Here is a 15,442-nt window from a genome sequence, read left to right on the forward strand (position 1 = left end):
ATAGGTCCTCAGGGTAGGTTCAACGCCTTTACCTTGCGGATGCGCTCGGCGTACTCGGTCGCAGTGTAGAACCGCCCAGCGTTGAGACGTACCGAGCCGCGGTTACGCTCCGCGTAGAGCGCTGCCTTTTCCCGGTCTACGTCTGCTTCGGGGGACATATCCTCAAAATCCCGCTCCATTAGTTCAACCAATCTGGTGACGCCAAACTCGTCACACAGGGTCTTGCGTGTTTCTTCGGAGAGGGTCATTGCCATGGCATCATTGGCGTCGTCGACTGGTTCGACACGCTCACCAGGTGGTTTTCCTAGTGGGGTCGATTTGAGACATTGCTGGGTGCACGGGCGGAGTCTTTTTGTGACTCCTCGGACTATCCCTAGGCAGGATAGTAGTCTCGCCCGCCGGGCTGCGCAAGGGACCGACCCCCTGCAAAACGGCAGGGTCAGGCATCGAAATCACATCTTTAGGTACGGTTTAACGGTTTAAGATCCTGCGAGCATCCGCTGCAACTCCTCGGCAGTGATGTCGGCTTGCTCGGACTTCGAGTAGATCGTCACCAACAGAATGTCATCGCCAGTATGCAGGTAATAAATGATCCGAAAGCCGCCGCGCTTGCCCCGGGCAGAGGCGGACTTCTTCACACGCACCTTGTACAACACATAACCGATGCCCGGGATGCGGTCGCCAGGGGTCTCGCCGACGGCGAGGCGGTCGATGACCGGCTGGACATCGGCACGAATCCCTCGGTACCGGCGGCTGAGCCGCTCCAACTGGCGCTTGAATGCCTCCGTGTAGCGGATGACCACGGCTAAGCGGCGTCGATGCCGTCCCACAGGGTATCGACTGGGCTAACGCGGCCGGCCAGCGCGTCCGTCCAGCCCTCGCGAAAGGACTCGCTCGCGCTGGGCCAGGGCTCATCCGCCTCGATGCCCTCGCGGAAGGAATGCACCAAACGCAGCAGCAAGGATCGGTAACGCACGGGCGTGCGCTCGATCTCGGCGTGGAGCTGCTCGGTGATGTCGTCGGTCGGCGCTGGCATGGGTCTAACCCTCTGGCTAAGGTGTCGCTGCGATCGACTGCTCCGGCTGTCCCCAACTTCGAACTCGCGCCTCGGCGCGAGGAACACTACTTCAGCGCGAGAACCGAGGGTTCGTTCGTCCCGGCTATCGGAGCAGATATCCCGACAGCCGCTCCAATAGGCGGCGATGTCGGTCAGGTGCGAGTGCACCGATGACACCAAGCAACCGGCTCTCGGGCAGCACGGCCAAGAATCCCAATCGGATAAGCGAGGGAGATTTCAGACCGCTGGCGGCGTAGTCGACATGGTTGGCCAGGATCGGATCATCGAATCCCGCGATCTCTATGATGCAATTGAGTGCTGACGCCGCAGACCAGCCAGTCCCCGAAACCCGGCATGCGCCGCAGGGCAATCGTCGGGCGGTTCTTCACGCGTCCGTCGGCTTGGGGCAGCGGCGTCAGCGCCACGTCGCCCTCGTTCACGGACGTCTCACATCCGCGAGGCTCTCGGGTTCGGCGTCCCCAAAGGCGAGGGCGAGGCCGGAGCCGGCGAGGTCGGACCACTGCGCACGATCACCGTCCAATGAAGGTGACACCACTGTTACCAGTAGCCGAGCGTTGCCGGGAAGCTCGAACGGCTCGTCGAGAACGATCGACTGGCCGTCGAAATGGGCGTTCAGGGTGATGCTGGGCATCGGGACCTCTCGGCGTAAGAAGGGGCCGGTTGCAGAACAACGTGCCGGGATCAATTGATCCATTCCCCCGGTTAGGTCGACTTTCCTCGTCGAAGGCATCCGTGTCACCTCCGTCGCACTGCGCCAGTCGAAATCTAGCACAGGGTTGCGAGGTCTGCCGCGATCCGAGTCCGCTTGAGCGGATAGAGTTGCGAGTCGTGACCCACGGGGTGCCTACGCCCGGGTCCTGGCTCAAGCCTCAAAGCGTACTAATCGAAACCTCATACACCCCCCCAATCACCACGAACTCACCCTCCCCCTTCAGCATCCCCGGCAGTAACCGATTGAAGAAGAAAATCTTCGGCAGAGGCACCTCCGCAATCAGGATGTAATCGCCGAACTCGTCGGCGCGCTCGCGGCTGCTGGTGAAGCTGTTGAGGTTGTTGAAGAGCACCCGGTAGCGCCCGCCGCCGAGGGTTTCGAGGATCTCGTGCTCGTCGATGCGGTTGATGCCGCGGTAGAGGCTGAGGTGGGTCTCTTCGGGGTGGGCCTGGAGGAGCTCGTACTGACAATAGGTATAGAGGAGGTCGAGCTGAGCCTCCAGGGCGTTGGTGGCGTAGAGGCCGCGGGTGCCCTCGGCGACATAGTGCTGGTACGCCTCGCTGTGTCTGCCTTGGAGCGGGCCGGCGTGGTGTCGGGCGAGCAGGCCGAAGCGGCTCTCGACCCAGCGCTTGAGGATGGCACCTTCACGGCCGTCCGAGTCGAAGGACCAGCCGCGTGCCATGCGCAGATAGTTGGCGTTGACGCGTTTCTTCTTGGCCTTGCCGAGGCCCAAACCGGCTTCGTCGAGATGATCCAGAAGGAAGTGGGCGCTGACGTAGTCCTGAAAGGCTTGGGCGCGCGCCGCGTGTTGCGGGATCGGCGTCAGGGTGCGGAAGAGATCCGCGTGGAAGTGGCGGATGCCGTCGAGCTCCAGCGGGACCGGGTGACGTTGATAGGTCAGGCTGCCCAGGATCACGGCCGGCAGGTTGCAGTGATTGATGGGGAGACGGGCGTTGGCCGGGAGCGTGGCGGGTGGCGGTTGTTCGGTTTGTCGGTTGTTGTCCATACATGCCTTGCGGCTTTGTCGGGGATGCCACCAAACCGGCGACATCCGTGAACGATATAAAACTCCATTGACAACAGCATGATGGAGCGCATTGGCGTGGTTGGCATATGGTTTGCTGTAAGGCTCGTGAGGCAACTTTGTTCAACGCCCGCGACAGCGGACCTACAGGAGACCACCCCATGGCTATGCGTCAATGTGCCATCTACGGCAAAGGCGGAATCGGCAAGTCCACCACCACTCAGAACCTCGTAGCCGGTCTCGCCGAGCTCGGCAAGAAGGTCATGATCGTCGGGTGTGACCCCAAGGCCGACTCCACCCGTCTGATCCTGCACGCCAAGGCACAGAATACCATCATGCAGATGGCGGCCGACGCCGGCTCGGTCGAAGATCTCGAGCTGGAAGACGTGCTCAAGGTCGGTTACGGCAACATCAAATGCGTCGAGTCCGGTGGCCCGGAGCCGGGCGTGGGTTGCGCCGGTCGCGGCGTCATCACGGCCATCAACTTCCTCGAAGAGGAAGGCGCCTATGAGGAGGACCTCGACTTCGTCTTCTACGACGTGCTCGGCGACGTGGTCTGCGGCGGGTTCGCCATGCCGATCCGCGAGAACAAGGCGCAAGAGATCTACATTGTGTGCTCGGGCGAGATGATGGCCATGTTCGCGGCCAACAACATCGCCAAGGGCATCGTGAAATACGCCAGCTCGGGCTCGGTGCGTCTGGCCGGCCTCATCTGCAACAGCCGCAACACCGCCCGTGAAGACGAGCTGATCATGGAGCTGGCCCGTCAGCTGGGCACCCAGATGATCCACTTCGTGCCGCGCGACAACGTCGTTCAGCGTGCCGAGATCCGCCGCATGACGGTCATCGAGTACGACCCCAAGGCCAAGCAGGCGCAAGAGTATCGCGACCTGGCCAACAAGATCATCAACAACAAGAACTTCGTGATCCCCACGCCGATCACCATGGATGCGCTCGAAGATCTGCTGATGGGATTCGGCCTGATGGACGGCGAGGACGAGAGCATCGTCGGCAAGACCGCGGAAGAAGAGGCGGTCGCGGCCTGAACCGCGTCTTTCGGCGGCATGTGATGTCTTTGTTTGGGTTTGACCTTGGTGTTCCCTGCAGGCGTCGGCGGGGCGCGGTTCAGGGTGATTAAAGACTTAAGGATGAGTTGGCGCGGCTTGGCGATGAAGGCGGTGGGGAGCGAGGTCTCGCCTCGATGAAGACAACGCAGATCATGCCGGAGCCTGCTCAGTACCGGGATTGTTGTTTTGAATGGACGCGGCGGGTCGATGCCGCGGTCCCTTGTTTATCCATTTCTCAACGCGCGACCGTCGGCGGATTTGCCGCGGCGCCGAATCGAGGAAAGCCAGTATGTCAGCATTGACTCGCGAAGAGACCCAGGCCCTCATCCAAGAGGTGCTCGAGGTCTATCCCGAAAAGGCGCAGAAGGATCGCGCCAAGCATTTGGCGGTCAACGACCAATCGGTCGAGCAGTCCAAAAAGTGCATTACCTCCAACCGCAAGTCCCTGCCCGGTGTCATGACCGTGCGCGGCTGTGCCTATGCCGGCTCCAAGGGCGTGGTGTGGGGTCCGATCAAGGACATGATCCACATCTCGCACGGCCCGGTCGGCTGCGGTGCCTATTCGCGTGCCGGTCGTCGCAACTACTACGTCGGCATGACCGGCGTGAACACCTTCGGCACCATGAACTTCACCTCGGATTTCCAGGAGAAGGACATCGTCTTCGGCGGCGACAAGAAGCTCGACAAGCTGATCACCGAGATCGAAGGTCTCTTCCCGCTGAGCAAGGGCATCAGCATCCAGTCCGAGTGTCCGATCGGTCTGATCGGCGACGACATCGAGGCGGTCGCCAAGAAGCAGAGCAAGGCACTCGACAAGCCGGTCGTGCCGGTGCGCTGCGAGGGTTTCCGCGGCGTGTCCCAGTCCCTGGGGCATCACATCGCCAACGACGCGATCCGCGACTGGGTCATCGGCAACCGTGACGGCGACGAGTCCTTCCAGATCGGTCCTTACGACGTGGCCGTGATCGGCGACTACAACATCGGCGGCGACGCCTGGTCCTCGCGCATCCTGCTCGAAGAGATGGGTCTGCGCGTGGTGGCACAGTGGTCCGGCGACGGCACCCTCTCCGAGATGGAGCTGACCCCCAAGGTCAAGCTGAACCTGATCCACTGCTACCGCTCCATGAACTACATCTCCCGTCACATGGAAGAGAAGTACGGGGTGCCGTGGATGGAGTACAACTTCTTCGGCCCGACCAAGATCGCCGAGTCCTTGCGCAAGATCGCCGCCTTCTTCGACGAGACCATCCAGGCCAACGCCGAGCAGGTCATCGCCAAATACACGGCCGAGTACGAGGCGATCATCGCCAAGTACCGTCCGCGCCTGGAAGGCAAGCGGGTCATGCTCTATGTCGGCGGGCTGCGTCCGCGCCACGTGATCGGCGCCTACGAAGATCTCGGCATGGAAGTGGTCGGCACCGGGTACGAGTTCGCCCACAACGACGACTACGACCGCACCATCAAGGAGATGGGCAACGCGACCCTGCTCTACGACGACATCACGGGCTACGAGTTCGAAGAGTTCGTCAAGAAGGTCAAGCCGGATCTGATCGGCTCGGGCATCAAGGAGAAGTACATCTTCCAGAAGATGGGCATCCCCTTCCGCCAGATGCATTCCTGGGATTACTCCGGCCCCTATCACGGCTACGACGGCTTCGCCATCTTTGCCCGGGATATGGACATGACGATCAACAATCCCTGTTGGTCGAAAATGGCTGCTCCGTGGCAAAGCCCCGCAGCCGATGAAGCATTGCTGAAACAAGCGGTCGGCTGATTGGAAAAGCGTACTCCGTATCGCTCACGCGATACGGAGATGACCTTCAAAAACCCCTGCTGGTTTCAATCCGCGGCTTCGAACGCAAGCCGAATGGTACTGATCCAGTATGGCACGCACCGGATAGATGAGTAACCCGTCATCTACCAAAGGCCAGCTTTACCTGATTCGTTGTCCGCGGATGAGCGGCGCGTAAGGAGAACTCAAATGAGCCAGACCATCGAGAACATCAAGCCCAGCTATCCCTTGTTCAGGGATGCTGACTATGTCGACAACCTCGCGAAGAAGCGCGACGGCGTTGAGGAGCGCCACTCCGACGAGAAGATCGAAGAGGTCTTCCAATGGAGCACGACCAAGGAATACCAGGAGCTCAACTTCAAGCGCGAGGCACTGACCGTCAACCCGGCGAAGGCCTGTCAGCCGCTGGGCGCCGTCCTGTGCGCACTCGGATTCGAGAAGACCCTGCCCTACGTGCACGGCTCGCAGGGCTGTGTGGCCTATTTCCGCACCTACTTCAACCGTCACTTCAAGGAGCCGATCGCCTGCGTGTCCGACTCCATGACGGAAGACGCGGCTGTCTTCGGCGGCCAGAAGAACATGATGGACGGCCTGGAGAACGCCCGTGCGCTCTACAAGCCCGAGATGATCGCGGTCAGCACCACCTGCATGGCCGAGGTCATCGGTGACGACCTGAACGCCTTCATCGGCAACGCCAAGAAGGAAGGCTACATCCCGTCCGAGTTCCCGACCCCGTTCGCGCATACGCCGAGCTTTGTGGGCAGCCACACGACCGGCTGGGACAACATGTTCGAAGGGATCATGCGCTACTTCACCATCAACGCCATGGACGACAAGGTCGTCGGCTCCAACGGCAAGATCAATCTGGTCCCGGGCTTCGAGACCTATCTCGGCAACTATCGCGTCATGCACCGCATGATGAAGGAGATGGGTGTCGACTACAGCCTGCTGTGCGACCCGACCGAGGTGCTCGACACCCCGGCCGACGGCGAGTACCGCATGTACGACGGCGGTACCAGCATCCCCGAGGTGAAGGACGCCCCGAACGCGATCGACACCCTGTTGCTGCAGCCCTGGCAGTTGCCGAAGACGCGCAAGTTCGCCGAGATCACCTGGAAGCAGCCGGTCAACCACATCAAGATCCCGATGGGCCTTGAGTGGACCGACGAGTTCCTGATGAAGGTCTCGGAGCTGACCGGCAAGGCGATCCCCGAATCACTGACCAAGGAGCGTGGTCGTCTGGTCGACATGATGACCGACAGCCACACCTGGCTGCACGGCAAGAAGTTCGCGCTCTACGGGGATGCGGACTTCGTGCTCGGCATGACCAAGTTCCTGCTCGAGTTGGGTGCCGAGCCGACCCATGTCCTCTGCAACCACGCCAACAAGCGTTGGAAGAAAGAGGTGGAAGGCGTGCTCGCCTCCTCGCCCTACGGCAAGCAAAGCAAGGTCTACACCAGCTCGGATCTGTGGCACTTCCGGTCGTTGTGCTTCACCGACAAGCCGGACTTCATGATCGGCAACAGCTACGGCAAGTTCATCCAGCGCGACACCCTGCACAAGGGCAAGGAGCATGAGGTCCCCTTGATCCGGATCGGCTTCCCGATCTTCGATCGGCACCATCTGCATCGCATGACCACCATGGGCTACGAGGGTGGCATGTACATCCTCACGACCCTGGTCAACGCGGTCCTCGAGCGTCTGGACGACGAGACGCGCGAGATGGGCGTGACCGACTACAACTACGACCTGGTGCGATAGCCTGCTCGGGCGGCGCGCGGCGCCGCCCGAGGGCTGAACGTTCGGCGCCCCTATTCAAGACGACGAGAGGCAATCCACTGATGCCCAATGTGATGATTCGAAAAAACGACGCGGGAGACCTGCTCTTCTATGTCGCAAAGAAGGACATGGAGGAGACGATCGCCTCCGTTGAGCTCGATAGCGCCGAACAATGGGGCGGAGAGGTGGAGCTGACCGACGGGTCGCGCTGGTATATCGACCCCATCAGCCCGCCCCCCGCATTTCCGACGACGCTGCGTTTTAAGCGCGGCGACGATTGATCAGGAGAATCGACATGGCCCTGAAAATTGTACGTGAGCTCTGCACCGCCTGCGGCGACTGCGAGCCTTTGTGCCCGACCCAATCCATCACGGCGTGGAAGGGTGTTTACCGGATCGACGCCGGCACTTGCAGCGAATGCGAGGGCGACGGCGAGCCAGGCGTGCCGCAGTGTCTCGATGCCTGTATGGAAGAGGACTGCATCGTCCCGGCTTAAACCTCGCTTGGTGCGACAACAACGTAGGATGGGTAGAGCACAGCGAAACCCATCCTCCAAACTCCGGTGTCGGCAGGTCCGAACCCGATCGGTTCAGTGCTGCAGCTGATTTGTGAGTTTGGGTGGCGGGAGGATGGGTTTCGCTGTCGCTCTACCCATCCTACGGGTGATCGGCGGGTTGGGGTGGCTAGCGGATGGGTTTCGCTGTGCTCTACCCATCCTACGGTGGTCTGTGGCGCGGATGTGTTGTCTTATCGCTCACGGGCGGCTTCTTACGAACAAGGTTGAGTCCACTCCGATGTCAAACGACACGCTTACCGACGATATCGCACTACGCATCGGCCTGGCCGCTCGCACCCTGCCCGATCCGGATCCGGCGCGTTTGATTCGCGTCCTCGCCGACGCGGTGGGGCTGCCCCCGACGGCGACCACGCTGGAGACGCTGCGGGTGAAGGATCTCAAGCAGGCCGCCGACGGCGAGTTGGCCGACCTGGATGTGGATCTGCTCAAGTCCATGCTGGCCATCCTCAAGGGCGAGACCGGTCAAACCATCGCCCCGGCGCCGCCGGTCGAGCCCTATGCCGAGGGCGACATGCCGGGCTCGGTTCGGGTCGCCTGTGCGTCGAACGGCGGGGATGAGCTCGACGGGCACTTCGGGGCCGCGCGGCATTTCCTGGTCTACCAGGTGTCGGCCCACGAGATCCGTCTGATCGATGTGCGCGGGGTCGACGAGTCCGGCACGGTCGAGGACAAGAACGGCCAGCGCGCCGCCTTGATCGCCGATTGTCAGGTGCTCTATGTGGCCTCGATCGGCGGTCCGGCGGCGGCCAAGGTCGTAAAGACCGATATCCACCCCATCAAGGACGCGGCCGGTGGAAGCGCGCGCGAGCGCATGGTGGCCCTGCAGCGCATCCTCGGCGAGAAGGCCCCGCCCTGGCTCGCCAAGGCGATGGGCCAAACGCCGGAGCAGCGGGTCAGGTTCGCCCGCTCGCAGGACGCCGCATGATCGCGGCGGAGCGTCTCGACCAGATCACGGAGGTGGTGCGCCGTGCGGGTCTCAACGCGGAGACCATCGCCGCCTTGCGCGAGGCCTTCGCGGATGTCCACTTCACCCATTGCAACGATGAGGACATCGGCGTCGGCAGACCGGTGCGCAGCGCCGACGGCTTCAACCTCTATCTGGTCGACGGACGAGAGCACTGTCTCGTCTTGACCGACGATCCGGCGAACGCGACCGGCGTCGTCCTGGCAGCGGTCGAAGAGGAGGATTGACCGACCCGATGCCGGGCGGCATGCTCCTCGTATCAGGTTGATCGGACTCGGATCGGCAGATCATCGGCAAGCGATCAAAAACCTGCTGCAAGCGATACAAGACGGACAAAGCCTGTAAGAAATGTCCGCGAAAACACTTGAGGTCCTAGCCGGGAGACGCCCGGACACCCGCCCGCTCCTTGCACGGCGCCGAACGCCTTCGCGCCGCGCCGCCTTGTCTTCTTCAGTGTTAGAATCCGCGCGCTCCGGGCCGGACCTCATCTTGCCGGTGACGATGGTGTCCAAACCCGAATCGATCCTCACGACATGCTGTATATTTCGCCCGGCTTGGGCGACTAATCTGGTGGAGAAGCCCCATGAAATGCGCAATGTTGGTGACCGGCAACGGTCCGATCGTGATCGTCACCTCGTACGACTCGCTCGAGAACCTCGACCTGCTGGAGCGTCTGAAGGATAAAGGCATCCCGAAATTCCTCGCCTACGAGATCCCGATGGAGCTGGCCCAAGAGCGCTACAAGGGCCATTTCGAGAAGGTCATGAACGGGTTTACCGAGTCGGACAGCCTCCGAGTGCTCGACCACAACGGACATCGCGCCTTCAATCTCTTCACTTGGGCGGAGCTCGGCACCCCGCTCGCTCACGAAAGCCCGCTGGACGATCTCTACCACCACCACTGAGGCGATGTCCGGGAATCCGTATCCCGACTGCATATGGCTGCAAGACTGTAGGGGCGACTGTAGGGGCGACTTAAGTCGCCCCTACAGTCGCCCCACAGCGTGGTCGTTCCCTTCCAGGAAATCACCTGGTCAGCTCTCCCGCAGCGGGGTCAGAGCAAGCTGTAGCTCACGGTCACCCCGGCCATGACGATGGCCATGATGCTCATCAGCTTGACTAGGATGTTCAGGCTCGGTCCAGAGGTGTCCTTGAAGGGATCGCCGACCGTATCGCCGATCACGGATGCCCGGTGTGCGCGCGAATTCTTGCCGCCGTGATAACCGGACTCGATGTATTTCTTGGCGTTGTCCCAGGCGCCGCCGGCATTCGAAAGAAAGACCGCAAGCACGAAACCGCTCGCAAGCCCCCCCATCAGCAGCCCGATCACGCCCGCAACCCCCAACACCAAGCCCACGACGACCGGCGCGATGACCGCCAGAAGGGCCGGCAGGACCATCTCGCGCTGTGCACCGACGGTGGAGATGGCAACACAGCGCTCGTAATCCGGCTGCGAGGTCCCCTGCAAGATGCCCGGATCTTCGCGAAACTGCCGGCGCACCTCTTCGACCATCATGATGGCTGCGCGCCCGACCGCCTGCACGGTCAAGCCGCTGAAGACAAAGGCCACCATCGAGCCGATCAGCAGGCCCACGAGGACGGTCGGGTTGAGCAGGGTCACGTTGAAGAAGGTCATGAAATCGGTCAGGGTCGCCTGCGCGGTCGCGATGCTCGCGCCGTTGCCGAGCGTCAAGACCGTCTGACCGACATTCACCAGCTCGATGCGGATCACCTCGATGTAGGAGGCGATGAGTGCGAGCGCGGTCAAGGCCGCAGAGCCGATCGCGAACCCCTTGCCGGTCGCCGCCGTCGTGTTGCCGAGTGAATCCAGCGCATCGGTGCGTGCCCGCACCTCCGCGCCCAGACCGCTCATCTCGGCGTTGCCGCCGGCATTATCCGCGATCGGACCATAGGCATCGCTGGCGAGCGTGATACCCAGCGTGGAGAGCATCCCGACCGCAGCAATGGCCACGCCGTAGAGGCCGAGGCTCATCTGGGTGAGATCGAACCCGGACGCGAACAGGAAGGCCAACAGGGTCCCGGTGCCGACCGCCAGGACCGGGATGGCGGTCGAGAGCATACCGACGCCGACGCCCGCGATGATGAGGGTCGCCGGTCCGCCTTCGGCCTGGGCCGCGATGAGCCGGGTCGGCCCGTAGCTCGGCGAGGTCGAATACTCGGTCGAGCGGCCGACAATGATGCCCGTGACCAAGCCGGTCACCACCGCACCCCAGATCCCCCAGACGTTCGGGATGCCGAGCAGCAGGAGCAAGCCCGCGGAGGCCACCACGATCATGAGCGCACTGGCGTTGATGCCGCGCGAAAGCGACCCGAGCAGATCCTTTTGGGTCGCGCCCTCCTTGGTCTTGACCAGATAGACCCCGACGATCGACAGCAGGATACCGATACCGGCAATCGCGATGGGGGCCACCACGGCCTTCATTTGGAGCGTGGGGTCCAGGACATAGGCGGCAGCCCCGAGCGCGGAGGCGGCAAGGATGGAACCGCAATAGGACTCGAAGAGGTCGGCACCCATGCCGGCGACGTCACCCACGTTGTCCCCGACGTTGTCCGCGATGACGGCCGGATTGCGCGGGTCGTCCTCCGGGATACCGGACTCGACCTTGCCGACCAGATCGGCCCCCACGTCCGCGGCCTTGGTGAAGATACCGCCGCCGACACGCGCGAACATGGCCTGCATCGAAGCACCCACGCCGAAGGTCAGGATGGTCGTGGTGACCAGCACCATGCGAACCCCTTCACCGGCTGCGCTCTCGGGGATCAGCAGGTCGGCCAGGATGAACCAAACCACGATGTTGCCGAGCCCGAGCCCGACCACCACCAACCCCATGACGGCGCCGCTTCGGAACGCGATCTTCAGTGCCTCCGGGAGCGAGGTGCGGGCGGCCGCAGCCGTACGCGTGGAGGCACGGGTCGCGGTCTGCATACCGAAATAGCCGGCGAGCGCCGAGAAGAAGCCTCCGAAGACGAAGGTGAAGGGCAGCCAGGGGGTCTGAACCTGGTAGTAGTAGGCAAGGACGCCGAAAACGATGGTCAGGACCGTAAACACCAGGAACATGATCTTGTACTGCTGGCGCAGATACGCCATGGCACCGTGGCGCACATGGTCTCCGATCTCCTGCATCAAGGCGGTTCCCTGGTCCTGCCGGAGCATCTCTTTGAAAAACTTGCGGGCATAGATCATCGCCAACAGCGCGGCGATCGGTGCGATCCAAAAGACAGGCTCGTTCATGGGTATTCCAATGGACGTGGGAGGCCAAAAGAACCCGACGCCGGAGATGCGCCGGGCAGGACCTGAGTCCGGGACTCAGGAGGATCGAGGACCGCGGGTCACTCGAGCCCGGTCACCTGGGCCGAGCGCCACCAGCCCCGATGACGGTTCTCGAGCGCGTCGAGATCCGGGAAGCGGTAGAAGGCAAAGTCGGTCTGATCGCCGACGTAGAAACCGCCTTTAACCATGCGGTAGAGCACGCCTTCCTTGACCTGTTTCAACACCAGCTTGCTCGGTTTGGTGTCGTTGTGTTTGAGCTCGTAGAGCACGTCGCGCAGATGGGCGAGGTTCGGATAGGGGAGATCGTCGGCCGCGCCGTTCTCGGGGTCGGTCGCAAGGTCGCCGAGACGCAGCTCGGAGAAAACCAGGCGTGGCACGTGGACCGGGTGCGACGGATCCGTAATGGCGTCGCAGAACTCGTGCGGCTCCGAACGGCTGGCGACCATCGGGGTAATGGGACAAAACTCTTGATAGAGATGCAGGCGACCGCCGGGCTCGGGGAGATAGACCGAACGCGGCAGCTCGAGCGTCTTGCCGTCGTTCGTCACGAGATAGAGGCTACCGAGCGCGGAGACCGGGATCCGCGACAAGACGCGATAGATCGAGAGATAGACCGAGCGTTTCGGGGCACCGTCCGGCTGGGTGATGCAACGCTCCTCAATCAGATGGAAGGGGAAATCATCGGAGCGGAACGCCGGGTCGACCTCGAAAAAGATCGCCTCGCCTTTCACGTGAGCTTTGGATCCGACCGCGTAATAGCTGCCGAAAGCCTCCGGCTCGAGCATCGACGCGATCAGCGCCTGCGGGATCAGGGACAGATACAGATGCTTTTCAGCCATGCCGAGCCTCGCCGTGATGTGCCCGGATGTCCGAACGGACCCGGTTGTTCTCAATTATCACCATAAATGCAGTCGATGTGGAGAGCAGATCAGGAAGAGATATCACGGAGCAACAGGGATCGGACGACGCACGGGTGTAGACGTGGTCGGATCGAAACAGCGACAGAAAATAGCCGAAAAGCGAGGGATGTTCGGAGCGGCGATCGGTCGAGAATGCCGAGAGCACGCGAGGACAGGTCACGTGGAAGGTGGGTTGGATACGTCCCTGTATCCGAATCGACACGGGCCTCGGTCTTTGCCGAGACCCTTCGACGACTCAGTCGTCCTTATTGAGCGGGAGCCGCCGGAGGGGCCATCATCGGGGCAGGCATGCCGCCGTAGGGTGCGCCGTAGCCGGGCCCACCGTACGGAGCACCGTAGCCGGGCGCGCCGTAAGGGGCACCATAGCCGTAAGGCGCGCCGTAGCCGTGCTGCTCGCCGTAGCCGTAACCGCGACCGTAGCCACGGCCCTGACCACGCCCGTAGGAGCGACCGCTCCCGCTCATGTTCATGTTGAAGTCGCCGGTGCCGTCACCGAACATGTCGCCGAAGTTGTCCATCATGCCGCTGCCGTAGCCGGGGCCACCGCCGTAGCCGCCGGGACCGCCGTAACCCGGGCCACCCCACCAGGCGCTGGCCGAGAAGGAGGCACCGGCCAGAGCGACAACGGCTGCGAGTCCTGCAAACTTAATCGTTTTATTCATATTCGCCCTACCTCTGATCAGGAAACGTTGAGCGCGGGCGTGCCCGCAGTGGGGTCTCCGAAGCCGGGGATCGTGTGGTCTCCGACTGCGGGCGTGATGCGGAGCCTGCGGTCGAACCCTGTCGGGCTCGGGCCAGGCCCCGAAGTGGACCGTACGAAGGCGCAAACACCCCACCGGCGATTTGCCGTGTTGCACAAATCCGGGCAGAAGGGGAAGTTGCGGGCTCGACTGCCCATCGGAGTAACGGCTAAACCCTGCGAAGAAACCGGGGCCGCGCATTACCGTTAGAAGCAGGGCGAGTATAGGCGTCGATGGCGTACGGACGCAACGGATTAAACAGCACCCTGCGGGTCAACCAAGCCCTGATCAGGTCCGCCGAGCGATGCCGGAGAGCTCGTCCTTCAACGAAACCGAGCCGACGCCGAGGACGGCATTCGAGCTGAAACAGGGGATTCCATCGCAAGAACGACTCATGTCGCGGCCGGGACCGCGACATGAGTCCAAGCGACAAACCTTATTTACTCCGTTGGTTAAAGTGGCGCCTGACTAGAAAGAATCTTCCGCCAGGCTCACGGAATGAGCCTCCGATCGCGCTTCGATGAGGCTCAGACGGGGAGCGGAAGTGCGAGATCCTTCCAAAGCCGCAGCGTCGGACCCGACTGGTTCATCGTATAGAAGTGCAGACCCGGCGCACCGCCGTCGATCAGGCGACGGCAGAGGTTGAGCACGACCTCATGCCCGAAGGCACGCAGACTCTCCACGTCGTCGCCGTAGCCTTCGAGTCGGCGCCGTACCCAGCGCGGGATCTCGGCACCGCAGGCGTCGGAGAAGCGCGCGAGCTGCGTGAAATTGGTGATGGGCATGATGCCGGGAATAATCGGCAGGGTGACGCCGACCCGGTTGGCGCTCTCGACGAAGGCGAAGTAGGCATCCGGGTTGTAGAAATACTGGGTGATGGCGGTATCCGCACCGGCCTCGACCTTACGCTTGAAGTTGTCGAGATCGCGCTCGGGACTCCCGGATTGCGGGTGATACTCGGGATAGGCCGCGACCTCGATCTTGAAGGTATCCCCGAATTCGTCGCGGATGAAGGTGACGAGCTCGTTGGCATAACGGAAATCACCACCGGTGCCTCCGCCCATGCCGGACGGAAGATCCCCTCGCAAGGCCACCAGACGTCGGATCCCCTGCTCGCGGTAACGACCGACGATCTCGCGGATCTCGGCCCGTGCCGAGCCGACACAGGCAATGTGCGGGGCGGTCTCGATGTCGTGCCTACGCAGCCAGTCGACGGTCTCGAAGGTGCGCTCGCGCGTCGATCCTCCGGCCCCGTAGGTCACCGAAAAGTAGCCCGGCGAGACGCTGTTGAGCTGTGCGATCTCGAGCTTGAGCTTCTCCATCCCTTCCGGGGTCTTGGGCGGGAAGAGCTCGACGCTGTAGGTCGGGGTTTGCTGTGATACGGGCGGCATGGCGTTAGAGCCTCCGGCCTCCGGCCTCCAGCCTCCAGCGCGGCTCACGACACGCGATCAGTGGCTTCGATCCGGCGGCGAATGGGTTGGGATGCGCAGCGCCGCGC

At 62.4% G+C, this 15,442-nt stretch carries 18 protein-coding genes; 8 read left to right on the plus strand and 10 right to left on the minus strand.

Going from position 1 to position 15,442, the window contains the following annotated elements; genetic code table 11:
- Positions 1-8: 8 nt before the first annotated feature.
- The 6 genes from KFB96_RS12265 to KFB96_RS12290 all read right to left on the minus strand — a co-directional run bounded on the left by KFB96_RS12265 (position 9) and on the right by KFB96_RS12290 (position 2,796).
- Positions 9-248 (minus strand): hypothetical protein, encoded by a 240-nt coding sequence (locus KFB96_RS12265; protein WP_213458161.1) that lies wholly within the window; start codon positions 246-248, stop codon positions 9-11.
- Between the two features lie 231 nt (positions 249-479).
- A complete protein-coding gene (locus KFB96_RS12270) occupies positions 480-803 on the minus strand; it encodes a type II toxin-antitoxin system RelE/ParE family toxin (RefSeq protein ID WP_300971641.1) in 324 nt (107 codons plus the stop codon).
- Positions 804-805: 2 nt separating this feature from the next.
- Positions 806-1,036 carry a hypothetical protein gene (locus KFB96_RS12275; RefSeq protein ID WP_213458160.1) on the minus strand — a complete coding sequence of 77 codons (231 nt, stop codon included), beginning with the start codon at positions 1,034-1,036 and terminating at the stop codon, positions 806-808.
- A gap of 302 nt (positions 1,037-1,338) precedes the next feature.
- On the minus strand, positions 1,339-1,497 hold the full coding sequence (locus tag KFB96_RS12280) for a hypothetical protein (RefSeq protein WP_213458159.1): 159 nt from the start codon (positions 1,495-1,497) through the stop codon (positions 1,339-1,341).
- Positions 1,494-1,709: a hypothetical protein gene (locus KFB96_RS12285; protein ID WP_213458158.1), complete on the minus strand. Its 216-nt coding sequence runs from the start codon at positions 1,707-1,709 to the stop codon at positions 1,494-1,496. The genes KFB96_RS12280 and KFB96_RS12285 overlap by 4 nt, the downstream gene beginning before the upstream one ends.
- 238 nt (positions 1,710-1,947) lie before the next feature.
- Positions 1,948-2,796 carry an NAD(+)--dinitrogen-reductase ADP-D-ribosyltransferase gene (locus KFB96_RS12290; RefSeq protein ID WP_213458157.1) on the minus strand — a complete coding sequence of 283 codons (849 nt, stop codon included), beginning with the start codon at positions 2,794-2,796 and terminating at the stop codon, positions 1,948-1,950.
- A 179-nt stretch (positions 2,797-2,975) separates the two neighbouring features.
- Between KFB96_RS12290 and nifH the strand changes: the two genes are divergently transcribed.
- The 8 genes from nifH (at position 2,976) to KFB96_RS12330 (ending at position 9,897) form a co-directional block, all read left to right on the plus strand.
- Positions 2,976-3,860: a nitrogenase iron protein gene (nifH, locus tag KFB96_RS12295; RefSeq protein WP_213458156.1), complete on the plus strand. Its 885-nt coding sequence runs from the start codon at positions 2,976-2,978 to the stop codon at positions 3,858-3,860.
- A 310-nt stretch (positions 3,861-4,170) separates the two neighbouring features.
- The gene (gene nifD, locus KFB96_RS12300) at positions 4,171-5,655 is read left to right on the plus strand and encodes a nitrogenase molybdenum-iron protein alpha chain (RefSeq protein ID WP_213458155.1); all 1,485 of its coding nucleotides are present in this window, start codon (positions 4,171-4,173) and stop codon (positions 5,653-5,655) included.
- 207 nt (positions 5,656-5,862) lie between these two features.
- The gene (gene nifK, locus KFB96_RS12305; RefSeq protein ID WP_213458154.1) at positions 5,863-7,434 is read left to right on the plus strand and encodes a nitrogenase molybdenum-iron protein subunit beta; all 1,572 of its coding nucleotides are present in this window, start codon (positions 5,863-5,865) and stop codon (positions 7,432-7,434) included.
- A gap of 80 nt (positions 7,435-7,514) precedes the next feature.
- Positions 7,515-7,733, plus strand: a complete 219-nt coding sequence (gene nifT / locus KFB96_RS12310; RefSeq protein WP_213458153.1) for a putative nitrogen fixation protein NifT — start codon at positions 7,515-7,517, stop codon at positions 7,731-7,733.
- A 14-nt stretch (positions 7,734-7,747) separates the two neighbouring features.
- Positions 7,748-7,948 carry a 4Fe-4S binding protein gene (locus KFB96_RS12315; protein ID WP_120795825.1) on the plus strand — a complete coding sequence of 67 codons (201 nt, stop codon included), beginning with the start codon at positions 7,748-7,750 and terminating at the stop codon, positions 7,946-7,948.
- Positions 7,949-8,246: 298 nt separating this feature from the next.
- Positions 8,247-8,954 carry a dinitrogenase iron-molybdenum cofactor biosynthesis protein gene (locus KFB96_RS12320; RefSeq protein ID WP_213458152.1) on the plus strand — a complete coding sequence of 236 codons (708 nt, stop codon included), beginning with the start codon at positions 8,247-8,249 and terminating at the stop codon, positions 8,952-8,954.
- A complete protein-coding gene (locus KFB96_RS12325) occupies positions 8,951-9,220 on the plus strand; it encodes a DUF6129 family protein (RefSeq protein WP_213465253.1) in 270 nt (89 codons plus the stop codon). Before KFB96_RS12320 ends, KFB96_RS12325 begins: the two co-directional genes overlap by 4 nt.
- Positions 9,221-9,576: 356 nt before the next feature.
- A complete protein-coding gene (locus KFB96_RS12330) occupies positions 9,577-9,897 on the plus strand; it encodes a hypothetical protein (RefSeq protein WP_213458150.1) in 321 nt (106 codons plus the stop codon).
- 149 nt (positions 9,898-10,046) lie between these two features.
- On the opposite strand, the gene KFB96_RS12335 is transcribed toward KFB96_RS12330, so the two are convergent.
- The 4 genes from KFB96_RS12335 to metF all read right to left on the minus strand — a co-directional run bounded on the left by KFB96_RS12335 (position 10,047) and on the right by metF (position 15,335).
- On the minus strand, positions 10,047-12,245 hold the full coding sequence (locus KFB96_RS12335) for a sodium-translocating pyrophosphatase (RefSeq protein WP_213458149.1): 2,199 nt from the start codon (positions 12,243-12,245) through the stop codon (positions 10,047-10,049).
- A 98-nt stretch (positions 12,246-12,343) separates the two neighbouring features.
- Positions 12,344-13,123, minus strand: coding sequence for a hypothetical protein (locus KFB96_RS12340; RefSeq protein WP_213458148.1), 780 nt, complete (start codon positions 13,121-13,123; stop codon positions 12,344-12,346).
- A 326-nt stretch (positions 13,124-13,449) separates the two neighbouring features.
- Complete coding sequence (locus KFB96_RS12345) at positions 13,450-13,866, minus strand: sulfur globule family protein (RefSeq protein WP_213458147.1); 417 nt, start codon at positions 13,864-13,866, stop codon at positions 13,450-13,452.
- Between the two features lie 605 nt (positions 13,867-14,471).
- On the minus strand, positions 14,472-15,335 hold the full coding sequence (gene metF, locus KFB96_RS12350; RefSeq protein WP_213458146.1) for a methylenetetrahydrofolate reductase [NAD(P)H]: 864 nt from the start codon (positions 15,333-15,335) through the stop codon (positions 14,472-14,474).
- Positions 15,336-15,442: the final 107 nt, after the last annotated feature.

This window comes from Thiocapsa sp. (genome assembly GCF_018399035.1).
In the GTDB taxonomy this organism is placed as follows: Bacteria; Pseudomonadota; Gammaproteobacteria; order Chromatiales; family Chromatiaceae; genus Thiocapsa.

Coding starts and splice junctions, on each gene's coding strand:
- KFB96_RS12265 (WP_213458161.1), bottom strand. CDS start 248: ATGACCCTCTCCGAAGAAACACGCAAGACCCTGTGTGACGAGTTTGGC.
- KFB96_RS12275 (WP_213458160.1), bottom strand. CDS start 1,036: ATGCCAGCGCCGACCGACGACATCACCGAGCAGCTCCACGCCGAGATC.
- KFB96_RS12285 (WP_213458158.1), bottom strand. CDS start 1,709: ATGCCCAGCATCACCCTGAACGCCCATTTCGACGGCCAGTCGATCGTT.
- KFB96_RS12290 (WP_213458157.1), bottom strand. CDS start 2,796: ATGGACAACAACCGACAAACCGAACAACCGCCACCCGCCACGCTCCCG.
- nifH (WP_213458156.1), top strand. CDS start 2,976: ATGGCTATGCGTCAATGTGCCATCTACGGCAAAGGCGGAATCGGCAAG.
- nifD (WP_213458155.1), top strand. CDS start 4,171: ATGTCAGCATTGACTCGCGAAGAGACCCAGGCCCTCATCCAAGAGGTG.
- nifK (WP_213458154.1), top strand. CDS start 5,863: ATGAGCCAGACCATCGAGAACATCAAGCCCAGCTATCCCTTGTTCAGG.
- nifT (WP_213458153.1), top strand. CDS start 7,515: ATGCCCAATGTGATGATTCGAAAAAACGACGCGGGAGACCTGCTCTTC.
- KFB96_RS12315 (WP_120795825.1), top strand. CDS start 7,748: ATGGCCCTGAAAATTGTACGTGAGCTCTGCACCGCCTGCGGCGACTGC.
- KFB96_RS12320 (WP_213458152.1), top strand. CDS start 8,247: ATGTCAAACGACACGCTTACCGACGATATCGCACTACGCATCGGCCTG.
- KFB96_RS12325 (WP_213465253.1), top strand. CDS start 8,951: ATGATCGCGGCGGAGCGTCTCGACCAGATCACGGAGGTGGTGCGCCGT.
- KFB96_RS12330 (WP_213458150.1), top strand. CDS start 9,577: ATGAAATGCGCAATGTTGGTGACCGGCAACGGTCCGATCGTGATCGTC.
- KFB96_RS12335 (WP_213458149.1), bottom strand. CDS start 12,245: ATGAACGAGCCTGTCTTTTGGATCGCACCGATCGCCGCGCTGTTGGCG.
- KFB96_RS12340 (WP_213458148.1), bottom strand. CDS start 13,123: ATGGCTGAAAAGCATCTGTATCTGTCCCTGATCCCGCAGGCGCTGATC.
- KFB96_RS12345 (WP_213458147.1), bottom strand. CDS start 13,866: ATGAATAAAACGATTAAGTTTGCAGGACTCGCAGCCGTTGTCGCTCTG.
- metF (WP_213458146.1), bottom strand. CDS start 15,335: ATGCCGCCCGTATCACAGCAAACCCCGACCTACAGCGTCGAGCTCTTC.